The organism is Pseudoduganella sp. GW821-FHT05F09 (assembly GCF_059419605.1).
Map to the genome: position 1 here is coordinate 441,216 of NZ_JBWKSD010000004.1, position 15,139 is coordinate 456,354.

At 66.8% G+C, this 15,139-nt stretch carries 12 protein-coding genes; 5 read left to right on the forward strand and 7 right to left on the reverse strand.

Features of this window, described 5'->3' with window-relative positions:
• Position 1: 1 nt before the first annotated feature.
• The 4 genes from AC07S4_RS15600 to ppc all read right to left on the reverse strand — a co-directional run bounded on the left by AC07S4_RS15600 (position 2) and on the right by ppc (position 7,237).
• The gene (locus tag AC07S4_RS15600) at positions 2–1,255 is read right to left on the reverse strand and encodes a PAS domain-containing sensor histidine kinase (protein WP_494987516.1); all 1,254 of its coding nucleotides are present in this window, start codon (positions 1,253–1,255) and stop codon (positions 2–4) included.
• A 128-nt stretch (positions 1,256–1,383) separates the two neighbouring features.
• Positions 1,384–2,403 (reverse strand): PEP-CTERM sorting domain-containing protein, encoded by a 1,020-nt coding sequence (locus AC07S4_RS15605; RefSeq protein WP_494987517.1) that lies wholly within the window; start codon positions 2,401–2,403, stop codon positions 1,384–1,386.
• 163 nt (positions 2,404–2,566) lie between these two features.
• A complete protein-coding gene (locus AC07S4_RS15610) occupies positions 2,567–4,177 on the reverse strand; it encodes a methyl-accepting chemotaxis protein (protein ID WP_494987518.1) in 1,611 nt (536 codons plus the stop codon).
• A gap of 237 nt (positions 4,178–4,414) precedes the next feature.
• Positions 4,415–7,237 carry a phosphoenolpyruvate carboxylase gene (ppc, locus tag AC07S4_RS15615; RefSeq protein WP_494987519.1) on the reverse strand — a complete coding sequence of 941 codons (2,823 nt, stop codon included), beginning with the start codon at positions 7,235–7,237 and terminating at the stop codon, positions 4,415–4,417.
• A gap of 134 nt (positions 7,238–7,371) precedes the next feature.
• On the opposite strand from ppc, the gene hemC reads away from it, so the two are divergent.
• The 5 genes from hemC (at position 7,372) to ppa (ending at position 12,308) form a co-directional block, all read left to right on the forward strand.
• Entirely contained in the window at positions 7,372–8,430 is a 1,059-nt protein-coding gene (gene hemC / locus AC07S4_RS15620; RefSeq protein ID WP_494987751.1) for a hydroxymethylbilane synthase, read from the forward strand.
• Between the two features lie 22 nt (positions 8,431–8,452).
• Positions 8,453–9,226, forward strand: a complete 774-nt coding sequence (locus tag AC07S4_RS15625) for a uroporphyrinogen-III synthase (protein WP_494987520.1) — start codon at positions 8,453–8,455, stop codon at positions 9,224–9,226.
• Positions 9,223–10,416, forward strand: coding sequence for a uroporphyrinogen-III C-methyltransferase (locus tag AC07S4_RS15630; RefSeq protein ID WP_494987521.1), 1,194 nt, complete (start codon positions 9,223–9,225; stop codon positions 10,414–10,416). Before AC07S4_RS15625 ends, AC07S4_RS15630 begins: the two co-directional genes overlap by 4 nt.
• A gap of 3 nt (positions 10,417–10,419) precedes the next feature.
• Entirely contained in the window at positions 10,420–11,616 is a 1,197-nt protein-coding gene (locus tag AC07S4_RS15635) for a heme biosynthesis protein HemY (protein ID WP_494987522.1), read from the forward strand.
• Between the two features lie 149 nt (positions 11,617–11,765).
• On the forward strand, positions 11,766–12,308 hold the full coding sequence (gene ppa, locus AC07S4_RS15640; RefSeq protein WP_161074928.1) for an inorganic diphosphatase: 543 nt from the start codon (positions 11,766–11,768) through the stop codon (positions 12,306–12,308).
• An 88-nt stretch (positions 12,309–12,396) separates the two neighbouring features.
• Here ppa and pcaD read toward each other — a convergent pair whose 3' ends face one another.
• The 3 genes from pcaD to AC07S4_RS15655 are packed head-to-tail and all read right to left on the reverse strand — an operon-like array spanning position 12,397 to position 15,139.
• Positions 12,397–13,173, reverse strand: coding sequence for a 3-oxoadipate enol-lactonase (gene pcaD, locus AC07S4_RS15645; RefSeq protein WP_494987523.1), 777 nt, complete (start codon positions 13,171–13,173; stop codon positions 12,397–12,399).
• Positions 13,174–13,184: 11 nt separating this feature from the next.
• Positions 13,185–14,351, reverse strand: a complete 1,167-nt coding sequence (locus AC07S4_RS15650) for a benzoate/H(+) symporter BenE family transporter (protein WP_494987524.1) — start codon at positions 14,349–14,351, stop codon at positions 13,185–13,187.
• 2 nt (positions 14,352–14,353) lie between these two features.
• Positions 14,354–15,139, reverse strand: a complete 786-nt coding sequence (locus tag AC07S4_RS15655; RefSeq protein WP_494987525.1) for a 1,6-dihydroxycyclohexa-2,4-diene-1-carboxylate dehydrogenase — start codon at positions 15,137–15,139, stop codon at positions 14,354–14,356.

A 15,139-nucleotide genomic window follows, 5' to 3' on the forward strand; every position in this document is an offset into this window, starting at 1 on the left:
TTTAGGCGTCGGCGGGAGTATGAAGACGGGAGGCTGCGGCCTCCCGTTTTTCATTTCCGGGAAACATGAAGGTGAGCGTGGTGCCGCGCCCGGGCATGCTGTCTTCGGTCAGCTGCCCGCCGTGGGCCGAGACGCGCTCGCGCAAGGCCAGCATGGACAGGGTGGCGCGGCGGCTGCCCGCCGCCCAGCAGCCCAGCCCGTTATCGCTGATGACGACGAGCAGCGCGCTGACGCGCAGGTCCAGCGAGACGTCCAGCCGGGTGGCCTGGGCGTGCGCCTGGATGCTGTACAGGGCCTCCTGGATCATGCGGAAGATGGCCCAGGTCTGCGGCTGCGCCAGCACGGCGCTGTCGCTGATGAGGTGCAGCTGGCAGTGCATGCCGCCGCCGCGTTCCTGCTGCTTGAGCAGCCAGTCGGTGGCGGCCGGCAGGCCCAGTTCCAGGGTGCTGGGGTGCAGGTCGTTGATGAGCGAACGCACCGTGTAGATGGCCTTGTCCAGCGTGCCCTGGACGCGCTGGGCGTGGGCGTGCAGGCGCGGATGGCGGCCCCGGCTGGCGCTGGCGAGCATGCTGGCGTCCAGCTTGAGCGCCATCAGGCTCTGGCCCAGGCTGTCGTGCAGGGTTTGCGCGTGGCGGTGGCGCTCCTGCCCGCGCGTGGTTTCCTGCAGGTCGCTCAGTTCGCGCAGCTGGCGCAAGGTGGACTCCAGCGCGTCTTCGGCGGCGCGGCGTTCGGTCACGTCCACGCACATGCCGACCAGCAGCGAAGGCTGGCCGTCCTCGTCGTACAGCGGCTGCTTGTAGGTCAGCAGGCGGCGGTCCTGCTGCAGGCCGGCGTGCCACAGCCATTCCTCGTCGCACCACAGGCGGCGCGATGCGAAGGCGGCGCGGTCGGCGGCCAGGAAACCGGCTTGCTGCTCGGCCGGGTAGTGTTCGCCGCCGTGCGTACCTGCCATGGTGGCGTAGCTCTGCCCGAAAGTCTGCTCGCAGGCCGCGTTCATCATGACGAAGCGCGAATCGGCGTCCTTCAGGAACAGCGCCAGCGGCAGCCGTTCCAGCACCTCGCGCAACTGGCGTTCACTGTGTGCGCACGCGGCCGATCTGCTCTCGCTGGCGGCCAGTTGCAGGCGCAGCCCAGCCAGTTCTTTTTCGGCGGCGCTGCGCGCGGCCTCGGCGCGGCGCCACAGCCAAAGTGTGGCAAACAGTGCGGCGCCGGCTGCGGCCGTTTGCGCCCACGGAATAGTGATTTCTGGAAGCATTCCTGGATTGTACTCTGCTGTTATTCTTTTGCCATCTCCTATGTATAGCACAATCTGAATTTGGCGCACGGAAATTATTTTTGGGCGGCGCCTGCCTGGCGCCGCCCATGTGTGCTGATGGGGCAGTCTTACGCGCCGCGTTTGGGGAGGCGGCGTGCCACGGCGAGGCCGAGCAGGGAGATGCCGATCAGGAAGGGAGTGCCAGGTTCAGGAATACGCGTGGTTTCGTCGTTCACATCGCAGGCGCTGCAAATCCACAGTTGTTCGGCGCCGGCGCCTTGGCCGATGTACTTGATGTTGACCGACAAGGTGTAGTTATTGGCCGACGATTTGGCGGCGTCGCTCAGGGCCTTGTTGTAGGCGGCGAACTCGGCCTGGCTGGTGCTCAGGTTGTTGTTAACCTGGTAGCCGCCGGCAGTGTGGGTGCCGTCAATCGGGCAATCGCCGGCATTGTGCGCGCCGCCGAGGTTGTAGCTTTCGCCGGTGTTTTTGTCGACGCAGAAGTCGCTAATGACGTTCAGGTAGTCGCTGGTGGCGGGAGTTGGATTGTCGCCCCCGTGGCAGCCGGAATTGGCGGCCGAGGTGCTGATCTCGAAGCAGCTGACCACGTTGCCGAGGTTGTCGTAAATGCGCGCCTGGCCCCAAATGCTGATGAATTGGGCGCCGCCGTTGGCCGACTGGTTGTTGTCGAACAAGAAGACCAGGTCATTGCTGCCCAGATAGGTTTTCAGCAGGCCCAGATTGATGTCCCAGCGGTTTGCCAGGTCGCCGGCAAAAGCCCCGCCGGCATCGGTCATGGTAAAACTGCCGGACGACGAGGTTGAGGTGTCGAAGGAATCATTTACCGGCTGGCCGGCAGTAAACGGGGCGGGGAAATTGTTGACGTTGGTGCCGTTCGCGGCTGTCAGGACGATGGCCTGGTCTGCGATCTGGCCCGGGCTGGAATCCACGGGGAGCGGACCGGCAGGCTGGCAGCGCGGATCTGCAGCGCATTTGCTCAACAAGTCCAGCGAATAGACGTTGAAATTGTTATACGTGGTGGCGGACAGTGGATTGATGTTTGGCAGTTCAAGCGTGGTCGCTTTGGCGGCGCCTGCAAGCAGCAGGCAGGCCATCAACGCCACGCGGGAGACCTTTTTGATATTCATGATTTTCTCCTGTCAGGGTGGTGGGTAGCACACGGGAAGTAATGCATAAGCCGTGCCTGCGGGAAAAATTCACGTGCAATCAGCGAGTTACCAAGAGTTAACGTTTTCTTCACGCAGGCGTCTGTAAAGAAAATCGACATTGCCTGCGTGAAAAGATGTTATTTCATCCAGCCATAGGAGAAACCAGCACCAGGCGGCGGTGTGCGGCGGGGCGCGCGGCGGCGGCGGATTGCTGCCCGGTGAGCTTGAACACACTAACCAACTTTTCCAGTTTGCCCGCCTGGTCCTGCATGGACGCCGCCGCAGCGGCTGCCTGTTCCACCAGCGCCGCGTTCTGCTGCGTCACCGTGTCCATCTGCGTGATGGCCTGGTTGATCTGCTCGATGCCGGCTTCCTGCTCGCTGCCGGCCACCGTGATCTGGCCCATGATTTCGGTCACCTGGCGCACGCTGGCGACGATCTGCTCCATGGTGGCGCCGGCCTGGTTCACCAGCGTGCTGCCAATGTTCACCTTGGCCACCGAGGAGTCGATCAGGGTCTTGATCTCCTTGGCCGCGCTGGCCGAGCGCTGGGCCAGGTTGCGCACCTCCGAGGCCACCACGGCAAAGCCGCGTCCCTGCTCGCCGGCGCGCGCCGCTTCCACTGCGGCGTTCAGCGCCAGGATGTTGGTCTGGAAGGCAATGCCGTCGATCACGCTGATGATGGCTTCGATCTGCTTGGCCGAAGCATTGATGTCGCCCATGGTGCGCACCACCTGCGCCACCACTTCGCCGCCCCGGGTGGCGATGGCGGAGGCGTTCACGGCCAGCTGGTTGGCCTGGCGTGCGTTTTCGCCGTTCTGCTTGACGGTGGAGGTCAGCTCCTCCATCGACGAGGCGGTTTCCTCGAGCGAGCTGGCCTGCTGCTCGGTGCGCGAGGACAGGTCCAGGTTGCCGTCCGCAATTTCAGCGGACGCGGTGGCTATCGTGTCCGTGCCGGTGCGCACCTGGCCCACGATGTCGAGCAGCTTTTCGTTCATGTGCTTGAGGGCGCTGGTCAGCTGGCCGGTTTCGTCGGTGGACAGGACTTCGATCTGCTGCGTCAGGTCACCCTCGGCGACGGCATTGGCGATGCGGACCGCCTGCGCCAGCGGCACAGAGATGGAGCGCACCAGCCAGTACCACATGCCCGCCGCCAGCAGCAAGCCGGCGGCGACGGCGGCGATGGCCATGAAGCGGAACGCCGTGTAGCGGCTTTGCGCGCCTTCGAACTCGCTTTTGCCCACCGCCAGCTGCAGCGTCATCAGTTCCCGCAGGCTTTCGCGGGCGGGCGCGAACAGCTTGCTCATGGCGCCCTTGAACATGGCGTCGGCCTGCTCGGCGTTGTGGGACTGGACGGCCGCCACGGCCGGGGCCAGCGCCTGCTCGTAGTAGGCCTTGCGGCCGGTCTCGTAGTTTTGCGCCAGGGTCTTTTCCTCCGGCGTCAGATAGGTGGCCATGTAGGCTGTCCACTCGGCGTCGGACTTGTCGATATGCTTGCGCAGTTCGGCCAGATGGGTAGCCGCTTCTTCCGGGCTGGCGCCCACCGCCTTGGCGTAGCGCACCTGGCTGCGCAGCTGCTGCTCCATCACGGACGAGAGCATACCCATGGCCACCAGGCGGTCGTCGTACACGGTCTTGAGGGAGGCGTTGGTGCTGCCCAGGCTGTACAGGCTGGCCGCGCCCATGGCCAGCAGCAACAGCGACAGAAAGCCCATGGCGAAAGTCAGGCGTGTTCTGATAGTCAGGTTTTTCATGATGTCGTCTTGATCTGGTGAACTTGCAGCGGGGAGGGGCTGCAACCGGCAAGGCGCCGAAACCGGATTCGCGCAGGGATGAGGCGCGAAGGGCGCTGGCCCAGGGCCAGCTTCACCTTCAATATATTCTTAGCATCATGGTGTTGTCATTGTACTTTGGTGCAATTCTCTCCAAATGTCACAATTTCACACGGTTTTTGACGATGCGTTGCGGCAATGCATCATTTTTACGCTTGGTCAGCCGGTGTTGCGCAGGCCTGCCGCCACGCCGTTGATGGACAAGTGGATGCCCCGGTGTACGCGCTCGTCCACCTTGCCCGGCTCGTGCCCCACAGACCGGTGGCGCTTGATCAGCTCCACCTGCAAGTGGTTCAGCGGGTCCAGGTAGGCAAAGCGGTTCTGGATCGAGCGCGCCAGCAGCGGATTGCCGGCCAGCCGTTCGCTGGCGCCTGTGATGCGCTCCAAGCAGGCCAGCGTGGCCGCGTGCTCGGCGGTGATGCGCTTGAAAATGCGCTCCCGCAGCGCCGCATCCTGCACCAGCAGCGAGTAGCGCGAGGCGATGGCCAGGTCGGTCTTGGCCAGCACCATGTCCATATTCGACAGCAGCGTGGCGAAGAAGGGCCAGTGCTGGAACATGGCGCGCAGCTGGTCCAGGCGGGCATTGGCACCGTCTTGATCGCCGCCGTCCGCTATCCAGCTGCCGATGGCGCTGCCGAAGCCGTACCAGCCCGGCAGCAGCAGGCGGCACTGGCCCCATGAGAAGCCCCAGGGAATGGCGCGCAGGTCTTCGATGCGGCGCGTGGACTTGCGCGAGGCCGGCCGCGAGCCCAGGTTCAGCTCGGCGATCTCGGCGATGGGCGTGGCGGCGAAGAAGTAGTCGGTGAAGCCGGGCGTGTCGTACACCAGGTCGCGGTAGGCGCGGTAGGCGCGTTCGGAAATCTCCGCCATCACGGCCTCGAAGCCCGCCAGCTGGCCCTGCTGCGCGTCGTCCGCCGCTGGCGGCATCAGGCTGGCCTCCAGCGTGGCGGCCACCAGCAGCTCCAGGTTGCGCCGTCCGATTTCCGCATTGGAGAATTTGGAGGCGATGATTTCGCCCTGTTCCGTCAGGCGGATCTGGCCGTTCACCGTGCCCCTGGGCTGGGCCAGGATGGCTTCGTAGCTGGGACCGCCGCCCCGGCCCACGGTGCCGCCCCGGCCGTGGAACAGGCGCAGCTTCACGCCGGCCTGCGCGAACACCTCCACCAGTCCCAGCTCGGCCTTGTACAGTTCCCAGTTGGAGGTGAGGAAGCCGCCGTCCTTGTTGGAGTCCGAGTAGCCCAGCATGACCTCCTGCTGCAGGCCCTGCGCTTCGAGCAGGCGGCGCACCAGCGGCAGCGCCATCAGCCGCTGCATGATGCCGGCCGCGCGCTGCAGGTCGGGGATGGTCTCGAACAGCGGGATCACCATCAGGTCCAGCGCGCTGCCCTGGTCCGTCGTGCGCAGCATGCCGGTTTCCTGTTGCAGCACCAGCACCTCCAGCAGGTCGGACACGGTCTCGGTGTGCGAGATGATGTAGTTGCGCACCGCGCGCGCGCCGTAGCGCTGGCGGATCTCGCGCGCCGCGCGCAGCACGCCCAGCTCGGACTCGGTTTCGGCCGAGTAGGCGATATAGGGCGAGTACAGCAGGCGCGGCTGGCCCAGTTCGGCCAGCAGCAGCGCCACCTTGGCTTCCTCGTCCAGCTCGGCGTAGGCGGGCGCCGCGCCGGCCTTGGCGAACAGCTCGGCCAGCACGCGTTCGTGCACGTCCGAACTCTGGCGCATGTCCAGCGAGGCCAGGTGGAAGCCGAAGATGTCGGCGGCGCGCTTGAGCGTGGACAGGCGCGGCTGCACCAGCATGGCGCCGTGGTTGGCGTTCAGCGAATCGATCAGGATCTGCAGGTCGGCGGCGAAGGCGGCCGCGTCCGCGTAGGGCTCGGCGTGGCCCACCTCCTGGCGCAGGATGTTGGCCGCGCCCAGGGCGCGCGCGGTGCTGGCCAGGCGCGCGTAGATGCCGATCAGTGCGCGCCGGTAGGGCTCGTCGCTGCGGTGGTCGGAACTGTCGGTGGAGGAGTCGGCCAGCAATTGCAGGGCCGGTGTGCAGCGCACCATCAGCGTGGAGACGGACAGCTCGGCGCCCAGCGTGTGCGTTTCGTCCAGGTAGAAGTCGAGGATGGTGGTGGCCTGGCGCGCCAGCGCGTGGCGCATGGTGGCGGCGTTGACGTTGGGATTGCCGTCGCGGTCGCCGCCTATCCAGCTGCCCATCTGCACATAGGGCGCGCCTATGGCCTGCGGCGCGGCGTCGGGACCGGCGTACTGGGCGGCGATGTCGGCCTCGATGTCGTCGTACAGGCCGGGCAGCTCGCGCAGGAAGGTGATGCGGTAGTAGGACAGCGCGTTCTCGATCTCGTCGGCCACGGTCAGCTTGGAGTAGCGCAGCATGCGGGTCTGCCACAGCGTGGCCACGCGCGCGCGCAGCAGGTGCAGATTGGCGCCCTGTTCCTTGGGCGTGAGCGGGCGGTCGCGCTCGGCCAGCAGGCGGGCGATGTCGTGTTCGGCGTCCAGGATGGACTTGCGCTGCACTTCGGTGGGGTGGGCGGTCAGCACCGGCGAAATCAGGGCCGCGCGGAAGAAGCCGGTCACGGTGGCTTCATCCACGCCGGCCCCGGCCAGCTTGCACAGCGCGAAGCTGACGCTGCCCTGCTGCGGCCGCGAGCCGGCCAGCAGGTGGGCGCGGCGGCGGCGGATGTGGTGCTGGTCCTCGGCGATATTGGCCAGGTGCGAGAAGTAGGAGAAGGCGCGCACCACGGTGATGGTCTGCTCGCGGGTGAGGATCTTCAGCATGCCGTCCAGCTCTTTGGCGGCGCCGGCGTCGGCCTCGCGGCGGAAGCGCACGGCGGTCTGGCGTATGGTTTCCACCACCGCGTACATGTCCTCGCCCTCCTGCGCGCGCAGCACGTCGCCGAGCAGGCGGCCGAGCAAGCGGATGTCTTCTTTGAGCGGCGCGTCCTTGTCGGCGCCGGTGTCTGCTGCGGATGCAACCATGGTATATGCCCTATGCATGATTCTCGAATGGGGCGCGCATGATAAAATTTGCAGTCTCGCAAAATATAACCACGCACGATACGAAAGAACAGGCTTTGAATACTACCGATACGGCTCAAGAGCTTCCTTCCCGACTGGTGATCGCTTCGCGCGAGAGCCGCCTTGCCATGTGGCAGGCGGAGCACGTGCGTGCGCGGCTGTCGGCCTTGTATCCACAGTGTAGCGTAGAAATTCTGGGCATGACCACGCGCGGCGACCAGATCCTGGACCGCACCCTGTCCAAGGTGGGCGGCAAGGGCCTGTTCGTCAAGGAGCTGGAAGTGGCCATGGCCGAGGGCCGCGCCGACCTGGCCGTGCATTCGCTGAAGGACGTGCCGATGGAGCTGCCGCAGGGCTTTGCGCTGGCCGCCGTGCTCGAGCGCGAAGACCCGCGCGACGCCTTCGTCTCCAACGACTACGCCTCGCTGGACGAACTGCCGCCCGGCGCGGTGGTGGGCACGAGCAGCCTGCGCCGCCAGTCGCTGATCGCGGCGCGCTATCCGCAACTGGTGATCAAGCCGCTGCGCGGCAACCTGGACACCCGCCTGGGCAAGCTGGACCGTGGCGATTACGCGGCCATCATCCTGGCGGCCGCCGGACTCAAGCGCCTGGGCCTGCCGCAGCGCATCCGCGCGCTGCTGGAGCCGGAAAGCAGCCTGCCGGCCGCAGGGCAGGGCGCGATGGCGATCGAGATCGCCGAACGCAGCGACGGCCTGGACCTGATGCGTTTGCTCGCGCCGCTGAACCACCTGGCCACCGCGCAGGCCGTGACGGCCGAGCGCAAGGTGTCCAAGGTCTTCGGCGGCAGCTGCCAGGTGCCGCTGGCCGCCTACGCCACGGTGGAAAACGGCAGCATGCATTTGCGCGCCATGGTCGCCACGCCGGACGGCGCGCGCATGGCCAGCGCCCAAGTGCGCGGCGCTGCCGCCAGCGCCGAGCAGCTGGGACAGGACGTGGCCGAGCTGCTGCGCCAGCAGGACGCGGTCGCCATCCTGGCCTCGTGCCTGGCCGACGCCGCCGCTGCCGACGCGGCCGCAGCTAATCCGCAAGCTGCGCCGCAAGCTGCGCCGCAAGCCGCGCCGCAGCCCGGCAGCCCCGATGACGTCGCCAACACGCAGCCCGGCGAGCCCACCGGCGGCCGTTCCGGCGTCTGACGCGCGGACTAGCCAGCACCGGATGCCCGCCACCGTCGTCATTACCCGTCCCTTAGCGCAAGCGCAGCCGCTCGCTGCGCGCGTGGCCGCGCTCGGCCGTCCGGTGGAGGTGCTGCCGCTGCTGGAGATCGCGCCGCTGGCCGACAGCACGCTGCTGCAGTCCACGCTGGCCGGCCTGGCCGGCTACGCGCTGGTGGCCTTCGTGTCGCCCAACGCCATCGACGCCGCCTTTGCCCACATCGCCGCCTGGCCCAAGGGCGTGACGGCGGCCGTGGTGGGCGAGGGCAGCCGCGCCGCGCTGGCCGCGCACGGCGTGACCGACGCCAACGCCCATATCGCCAGCCCCGCCAACCCGGCCCATGCGGACACCGAGCACCTGCTGCAGGCGCTGGACCTGAACGCGCTGCGCGGCGCCCGCGTGCTGATCGTGCGCGGCGAGAGCGGCCGCGAGCTGATGGGCGACGCCTTCCGCGCCGCCGGCGCCGACGTCACCGTGGTGGCGGCCTACCGCCGCAGCACGCCCGCCATGACGCCGGCGCTGGGCGCCACGCTGGAGCGCCTGCTGGCGCGCCCGGCCGACTGGGTCATCACCAGTTCCGAGGCGCTGCGCGGCTTGCTGCAGCTGGCCGCGCAGCTGCCCGGCGGCGAGAGCGCCGTTGTAAAGTTGCAACAACAGCATTTAATTGTCCCCCACGCCCGCATTGCCCAAACGGCAAACGGCCTGGGCTTCCATAGCATCACGCAGACAGGTTCAGGCGACGAACGCCTGCTGGCCGCGTTACAATCACGTCCATGAACGATTTGCCTACCCAACCCGACCCTGTTGCGCTGCCCGACGGCGCGGCGGACAAGTCCCCGCCGGCCGCCGCCGCTGCACCTGCCGCACCTGCTGCACCTGCTGCCACGGCATCCGGCGTCGCCGACACCCTGCAACGCCCGCTGACCATCGCCGTCATCGTGCTCGGCATTCTGCTGGCCGCACAGACCTGGTCTTCGCACAACCAGATGCGCAACCTGCGCGAAGAAATGGCGCGCCGCCTGCAAAAGGGCGACGTGGTCAACACCGAAACCGGCGCCCTGGCGCGCACGGTGCAGGAAAGCGCCAAGGAGCTGCAGATTAAAGTGGCGCTGCTGGAAAACCGCCAGACCGAAGCCCAGAGCCAGCAACTGGCGCTGGAGCAGCTGTACCAGGACCTGTCCAAGAACCGCGACGAATGGGCGCTGGCCGAAATCGAGCAAGTGCTGTCGACCGCCAGCCAGCAACTGCAGTTGGCCGGCAATGTGCAGGGTGCGCTGATCGCGCTGCAAAATGCCGACCGCAGCCTGTCGCGTTCGGACAAGCCGCAATTCATCACCATCCGCCGCGCCATCGCCAAGGACACCGAGAAGCTGAAAGCGCTGCCCAGTGTGGACTCGGTCGGCCTCGCGCTGCGCCTGGACAACGTGATGGCGCAAGTGGACACGCTGCCCATGCTGGCCGACGAAAAGCCGACGCTGCCCGCCGCGCCGGAAAAGAAAGTGCGCGTGGCCGCCAAGCCCGCCGTTGCCGGCAAGGGCGCCAAGTCCGGCAAGGACGCCAGCGTCCCGGCCGAGGAAACCAGCCCGTGGCTGCACCAGGTGCAGGACGCATGGAGCAGCTGGAGCACCGACATGTGGTCCGATGTGCGCCAGCTGATACGCGTGCGCAGCGTGGACACGCCGGATGCATTGATGCTGTCGCCGTCGCAGGCCTACTTCCTGCGCGAGAACCTGAAACTGCGCCTGCTGAACGCCCGCATGGCGCTGCTGTCGCGCAACGAGACCGCCTTCCGCGGCGACCTGATCGCCGCCCAGGAAGCGCTGGCCAAATACTTCGACACGCGCGCCAAGAGCACGCTGGCGGTGCAGGCGCTGCTGCGCCAGGTCCAGGGCAGCAACCTGGCCATCGAAATGCCGACGCTGGCCGACAGCCTGAACGCCGTGCGCAACTACAAAGCGAAACCTTAAGCCATGCGTTTCTTCCTCTGGTTACTCGCACTGATGGCGCTGGCCATCGGCGTTGCCGTGACGGCACGCTTCAATCCGGGCAATGTGGTGCTGTTCTATCCGCCGCACCGCATCGACCTGTCGCTGAACCTGTTCGTGGTGCTGATGCTGGCCCTGTTCGCGCTGCTGTACCTGGTGATAGGCGCTTTGCGCAGCACCATGCAGATGCCGGGCCGCGTGGCCGCCTACCGCCTGCGCAAGCGTGAGCGCGACGGCAACAAGGGCCTGCGCGACGCGCTCAAGGCCCTGTTCGAAGGCCGCTTCGGCCATGCGGAAAAGGCCGCGCTGCGCGCCGCCGAGCTGCCTGAAAACGCCGGCGTGGCCGCGCTGATCGGCGCGCGCGCCGCGCACCGCATGCGCCAGAACCACCGCCGCGACAACTGGCTGGCCCAGACCGCCGGCGACAACGCGCTGAAAACCGCGCGCCTGATGACCATGACCGAACTGCTGGTGGACGACCACCAGCCGGAGGCGGCGCTGGAAGCGGTGCGCGAACTGAACGCCAGCGGCACGCGCCACATCCACGCGTTGCAATGGTCGCTCAAGGCGCAGCAGCAGGCCAAGAACTGGCCCGAAGTGCTGCGCCTGGTGCGCTCGCTGGACAAGCACAAGGCGCTGCACCCGGCGCTGTCGGCGCGCCTGCGCGAGCTGGCCTACGACGATCTGCTGTCGGACAAGTCGCACGACGCCGAATCGGTGCAGCGCGTCTGGTCCACCATACCGAATTCGGACCGCCTGAAACCGTACATCGCCTGCCGCGCCGCCGCCGCCATGAACGCGCGCGGCCTGCACGACGCGGCGCGCGTGGTGGCCGAGGAAGCGCTGGCCGCCAACTGGGACGACCGCGTGGTGCGCGCCTACCGCGACGCCGCCGCTCCGGCCGGCACGCCGGCCCTGCTGGCCCAGATCGAGCATTGCGAGCGCTGGATACAGGAACGCCCGACCGACGCCGAGCTGGCGCTCACCCTGGGTTCCTTGTGCCTGAAGCAGAAGCTGTGGGGCAAGGCCCAGCGCTACCTGGAGCAGGCCCTGTCGGATGCGGAAGACCCGCGCATGGTGCGCGAGTCGCACCTGAAGCTGGCGCAGATGCACGAAGCGCTGCAGCAGCCCGAGGAAGCGGCCAGCCACTACCGCCAATGCGCGCTGGCCACCATCCTGTAAATGCCTGCCATTCCCTGAAAAGCCCGTCCTTGCGACGGGCTTTTTTCTGCGCCGTTTCCTGCTGCGGCGCACAAGTGCTGTCCACTTCGCTATAATTACGCGGTTAGACTATCCAAAAGCAATCTCCCAGCATAGCAAACGAGGAAAATATGAGCCTGAATAAAGTATCGTCCGGCCGCGACGTGCCTAACGACTTCAACGTCATCATCGAAATCCCGATGAACGCCGATCCGATCAAGTATGAAGTGGACAAGGAATCGGGCGCGATCTTCGTCGACCGTTTCATGGGCACCGCCATGCACTACCCATGCAACTACGGCTACGTGCCGAACACCCTGTCCGACGACGGCGACCCATGCGACGTGCTGGTTATCACCCCGTTCCCGCTGATCCCGGGCGTAGTGGTGCGCTGCCGCGCCATCGGCGTGCTGAAAATGAGCGACGAAGCCGGTGAAGACGCGAAAGTGCTGGCCGTGCCGGTCGACAAAGTGCTGCCGATCTACAAACATTGGCAAAAACCGGAAGACCTGCAAGACCTGCGCCTGCAGCAGATCCAGCACTTCTTCGAGCACTACAAAGACCTGGAGCCAGGCAAGTGGGTGAAAGTGCAAGGCTGGTACGGTCCGGAAGAAGCCAAACAGGAAATCCTGAACGGCGTGGCCAACTACAACAAAGAAAACGCAGCAGGCTGATTTTCAGTCCGCTAGCGATCAAAGCATCCGCGCCGCAAGGCCGGGTGCTTTTTTTACGTCTGAACAGTTGCTGTGTCGCCCGCCGGTGTCAGGCCAGGAACGCCAGCAGCGTCTGCGTAAACCGGTCCGGCGCCTCGACGTTGGAGATGTGCGAGGCCGGCAGCGCCACTGCGCTGGCGCCGGGGATGGCGCCGCGCATGGCTTCCGCGTCCGCCACGGTGGTAACCGGGTCCGCCGCGCCAACAATGATGAGCGTAGGCGCGGTGATGGCGTGGATGGCCTCGCGCAGGTCGGCGCCGGCCAGTGCGTCGCAGCAGGCGGCGTAGCCTTCGTAGTTCTGGCCGCGCAGGCGGTTGGCCATGGCGTCTGCCACGGCGGGCTGGCGCTGCACGAACTCCGGCGTGAACCAGCGCGAGGCAGCGCTGTCGGCAATCGCGCCCAGGCCTTGCGCGCGCACGGCGGCGGCGCGGGTGTGCCAGCCGTCCGCCGTGCCGATCTTCGCCGCCGTGTTGGCGAGCACCAGCCGGTTGATGCGCTTGGACGCGTGCACGCCCAGCCACTGGCCGGTGACGCCGCCCATGGAGATGCCGCAGAAGTGGGCCTGCTCAATGTCCAGGTGGTCCAGCAGGGCTGCCACGTCCGCACCCAGCTGATCGATGGAGTAGGGGCCGGGCGGACTGGCGGACAGGCCGTGGCCGCGCGTGTCGTAGCGCACCAGGAAGTAGCGGCCGGCCAGCGCGTAGGCCTGTTCCTGCCACATGCTCAGGTCCGTGCCGAGCGAGTTGGAAAACACCAGCGCGGGCAGGCTGCGGTCGCCGTCCGTCCGGTAGTGGATGCAGGTGTCGTTGATGATTGCGATAGGCATGGTAGTACTCGTTAATTCGTTGCGGCTGGTTTGCGTTGCAGGACGAAATAGGCGAACAGCCCTATCAGGATGCCCCAGAAGGCCGAGCCCAGGCCGAGGAAGCTCATGCCGGATGCGGTGGCGAGGAAGGTGATGACCGAGGCTTCGCGGTGCTGCTCGTCTTCGACCGCGCCCATCAGGTTGGAGGTGATGGCGCCCAGCAGGGCCAGGCCCGCCAGCACCGCCACCAGTTCTTTCGGCAGGCTGGCGAACAGCGCCACGATGGTGGCCGCCAAGGTGCCGCCGATGATGTAGAACACGCCGTTGGCCATGCCCGCCACGTAGCGGCGCGCCGGGTCCTCGTGCGCATCCTTGCCGGTGCACAGTGCCGCCGTGATGGAGGCGATGACGATGGTGATGCCGCCGAAGCAGGCCACCGCCAGCGAGGCGATGCTGGTGGCGCCCATGATGGGTTTTGCGCTGGTGTGGTAGCCGGACAGCTTGAGGATGGCCATGCCGGGCAGGAACTGGCCGCTCAGGCTGACCAGCACCAGCGGCAAGGCGAAGCTGAAGGTGGAGCGCCAGCTCCATTCGGGCGCTATCCATTGCGGCGCGGCGGCGGCGATGCGCACGCCGCTCAGGTCCGCCGCGCCGGTGGACCAGGCGATCACCGCGCCGGTCAGCATCACCACCACCACCGCGTAGCGCGGCACGAATTTTTTGCAGACGATGTAGCTCACCACCATGCCTACCGCCAGCACCGGCAGCGTGGCGATGGATTTGAAGGTGTTCACGCCGAACTGGAACAATATGCCCGCCATCATGCCCGCCGCCACGCCTTTTGGAATATGGCGCAGCAGCTTGTCGAAGGAGCCGGACAGGCCGATGGCCAGTATCGCTGCGGCTGCCGTGATATAGGCGCCCACCGCCTCGTTGATGCTCATGGCGGGGAACAGCGTCACCAGCAGCGCGGTGCCGGGCGCGGACCAGGCGGTGATGATGGGCGTCTTCAGCCGCCAGCTGAGCCACAGGCCGGACAGGCCGGCGCCCAGCGAGATGGCCCAGATCCAGGACGACATCATGGCCTGCGTGGCGTGCGCCGCGCTGGCGGCCTGGAAGAAGATCACCAGCGGGCCGGAATACGAGATCACGACCGCCAGGAAGCCCGCCAGCACGGCCGAGAGCGACCAGTCGCGCACGGTCAGCCCTGGTCGCCGCCACCGACCGGCAGCACGGTGCCGGTGATGTAGCTGGCTTCGTCGGAGGCGAGGAACAGGATGGCGCGCACCTGTTCGCTGATGGTGCCGTAGCGGTGCATCAAGCTGCTGGCGATGGTCTGGTCGACGATGCCCTGGTACCAGACCTGTTCCTGCTCGCTGAGCGGCTTGGGATTGCGCGGCACCTTGCGCGGCGGCGCCTCGGTGCCGCCGGTGGCCACGGCGTTCACGCGGATGCCGTCCTGCGCATGCTCCAGCGCCAGGCTGGCCGTCATGGCGTTCACGCCGCCCTTGGCTGCGGAGTAGGGAATGCGGTAGATGCCGCGCGTGGCGATGGATGAAACGTTGACGATCACGCCGCGCTGCTGCTCTATCATGGCCGGCAGCACCGCGTGGCAGCACCACATGGTGGGGAACAGCGAGCGGCGGATTTCCGCTTCGATCTGCTCGGCCTCGTATTCCTGGTAGGGCTTGGCCCAGATGGTGCCGCCCACATTATTGATCAGCACATCGACGCGGCCGAAGGCGGCCATCGCCGCGCCCACCATGTCGCGCGCGCCGGCATGCGTCTCCAGGTCCACTTCGCAGGCGATGGCCAGCGCGGCCGGGAAGTCGCGCCCGGACTGCACCTCGGCCAGCACTTCCAGCACCAGCGGCGAACGGTCCGCCAGCACCAGCGATGCGCCTTCGCGCGCGGCTTCCAGCGCCACGCCGCGCCCTATACCTTGTGCGGCACCGGTAACGATGACGACTTTATCCTTGAATCGCAT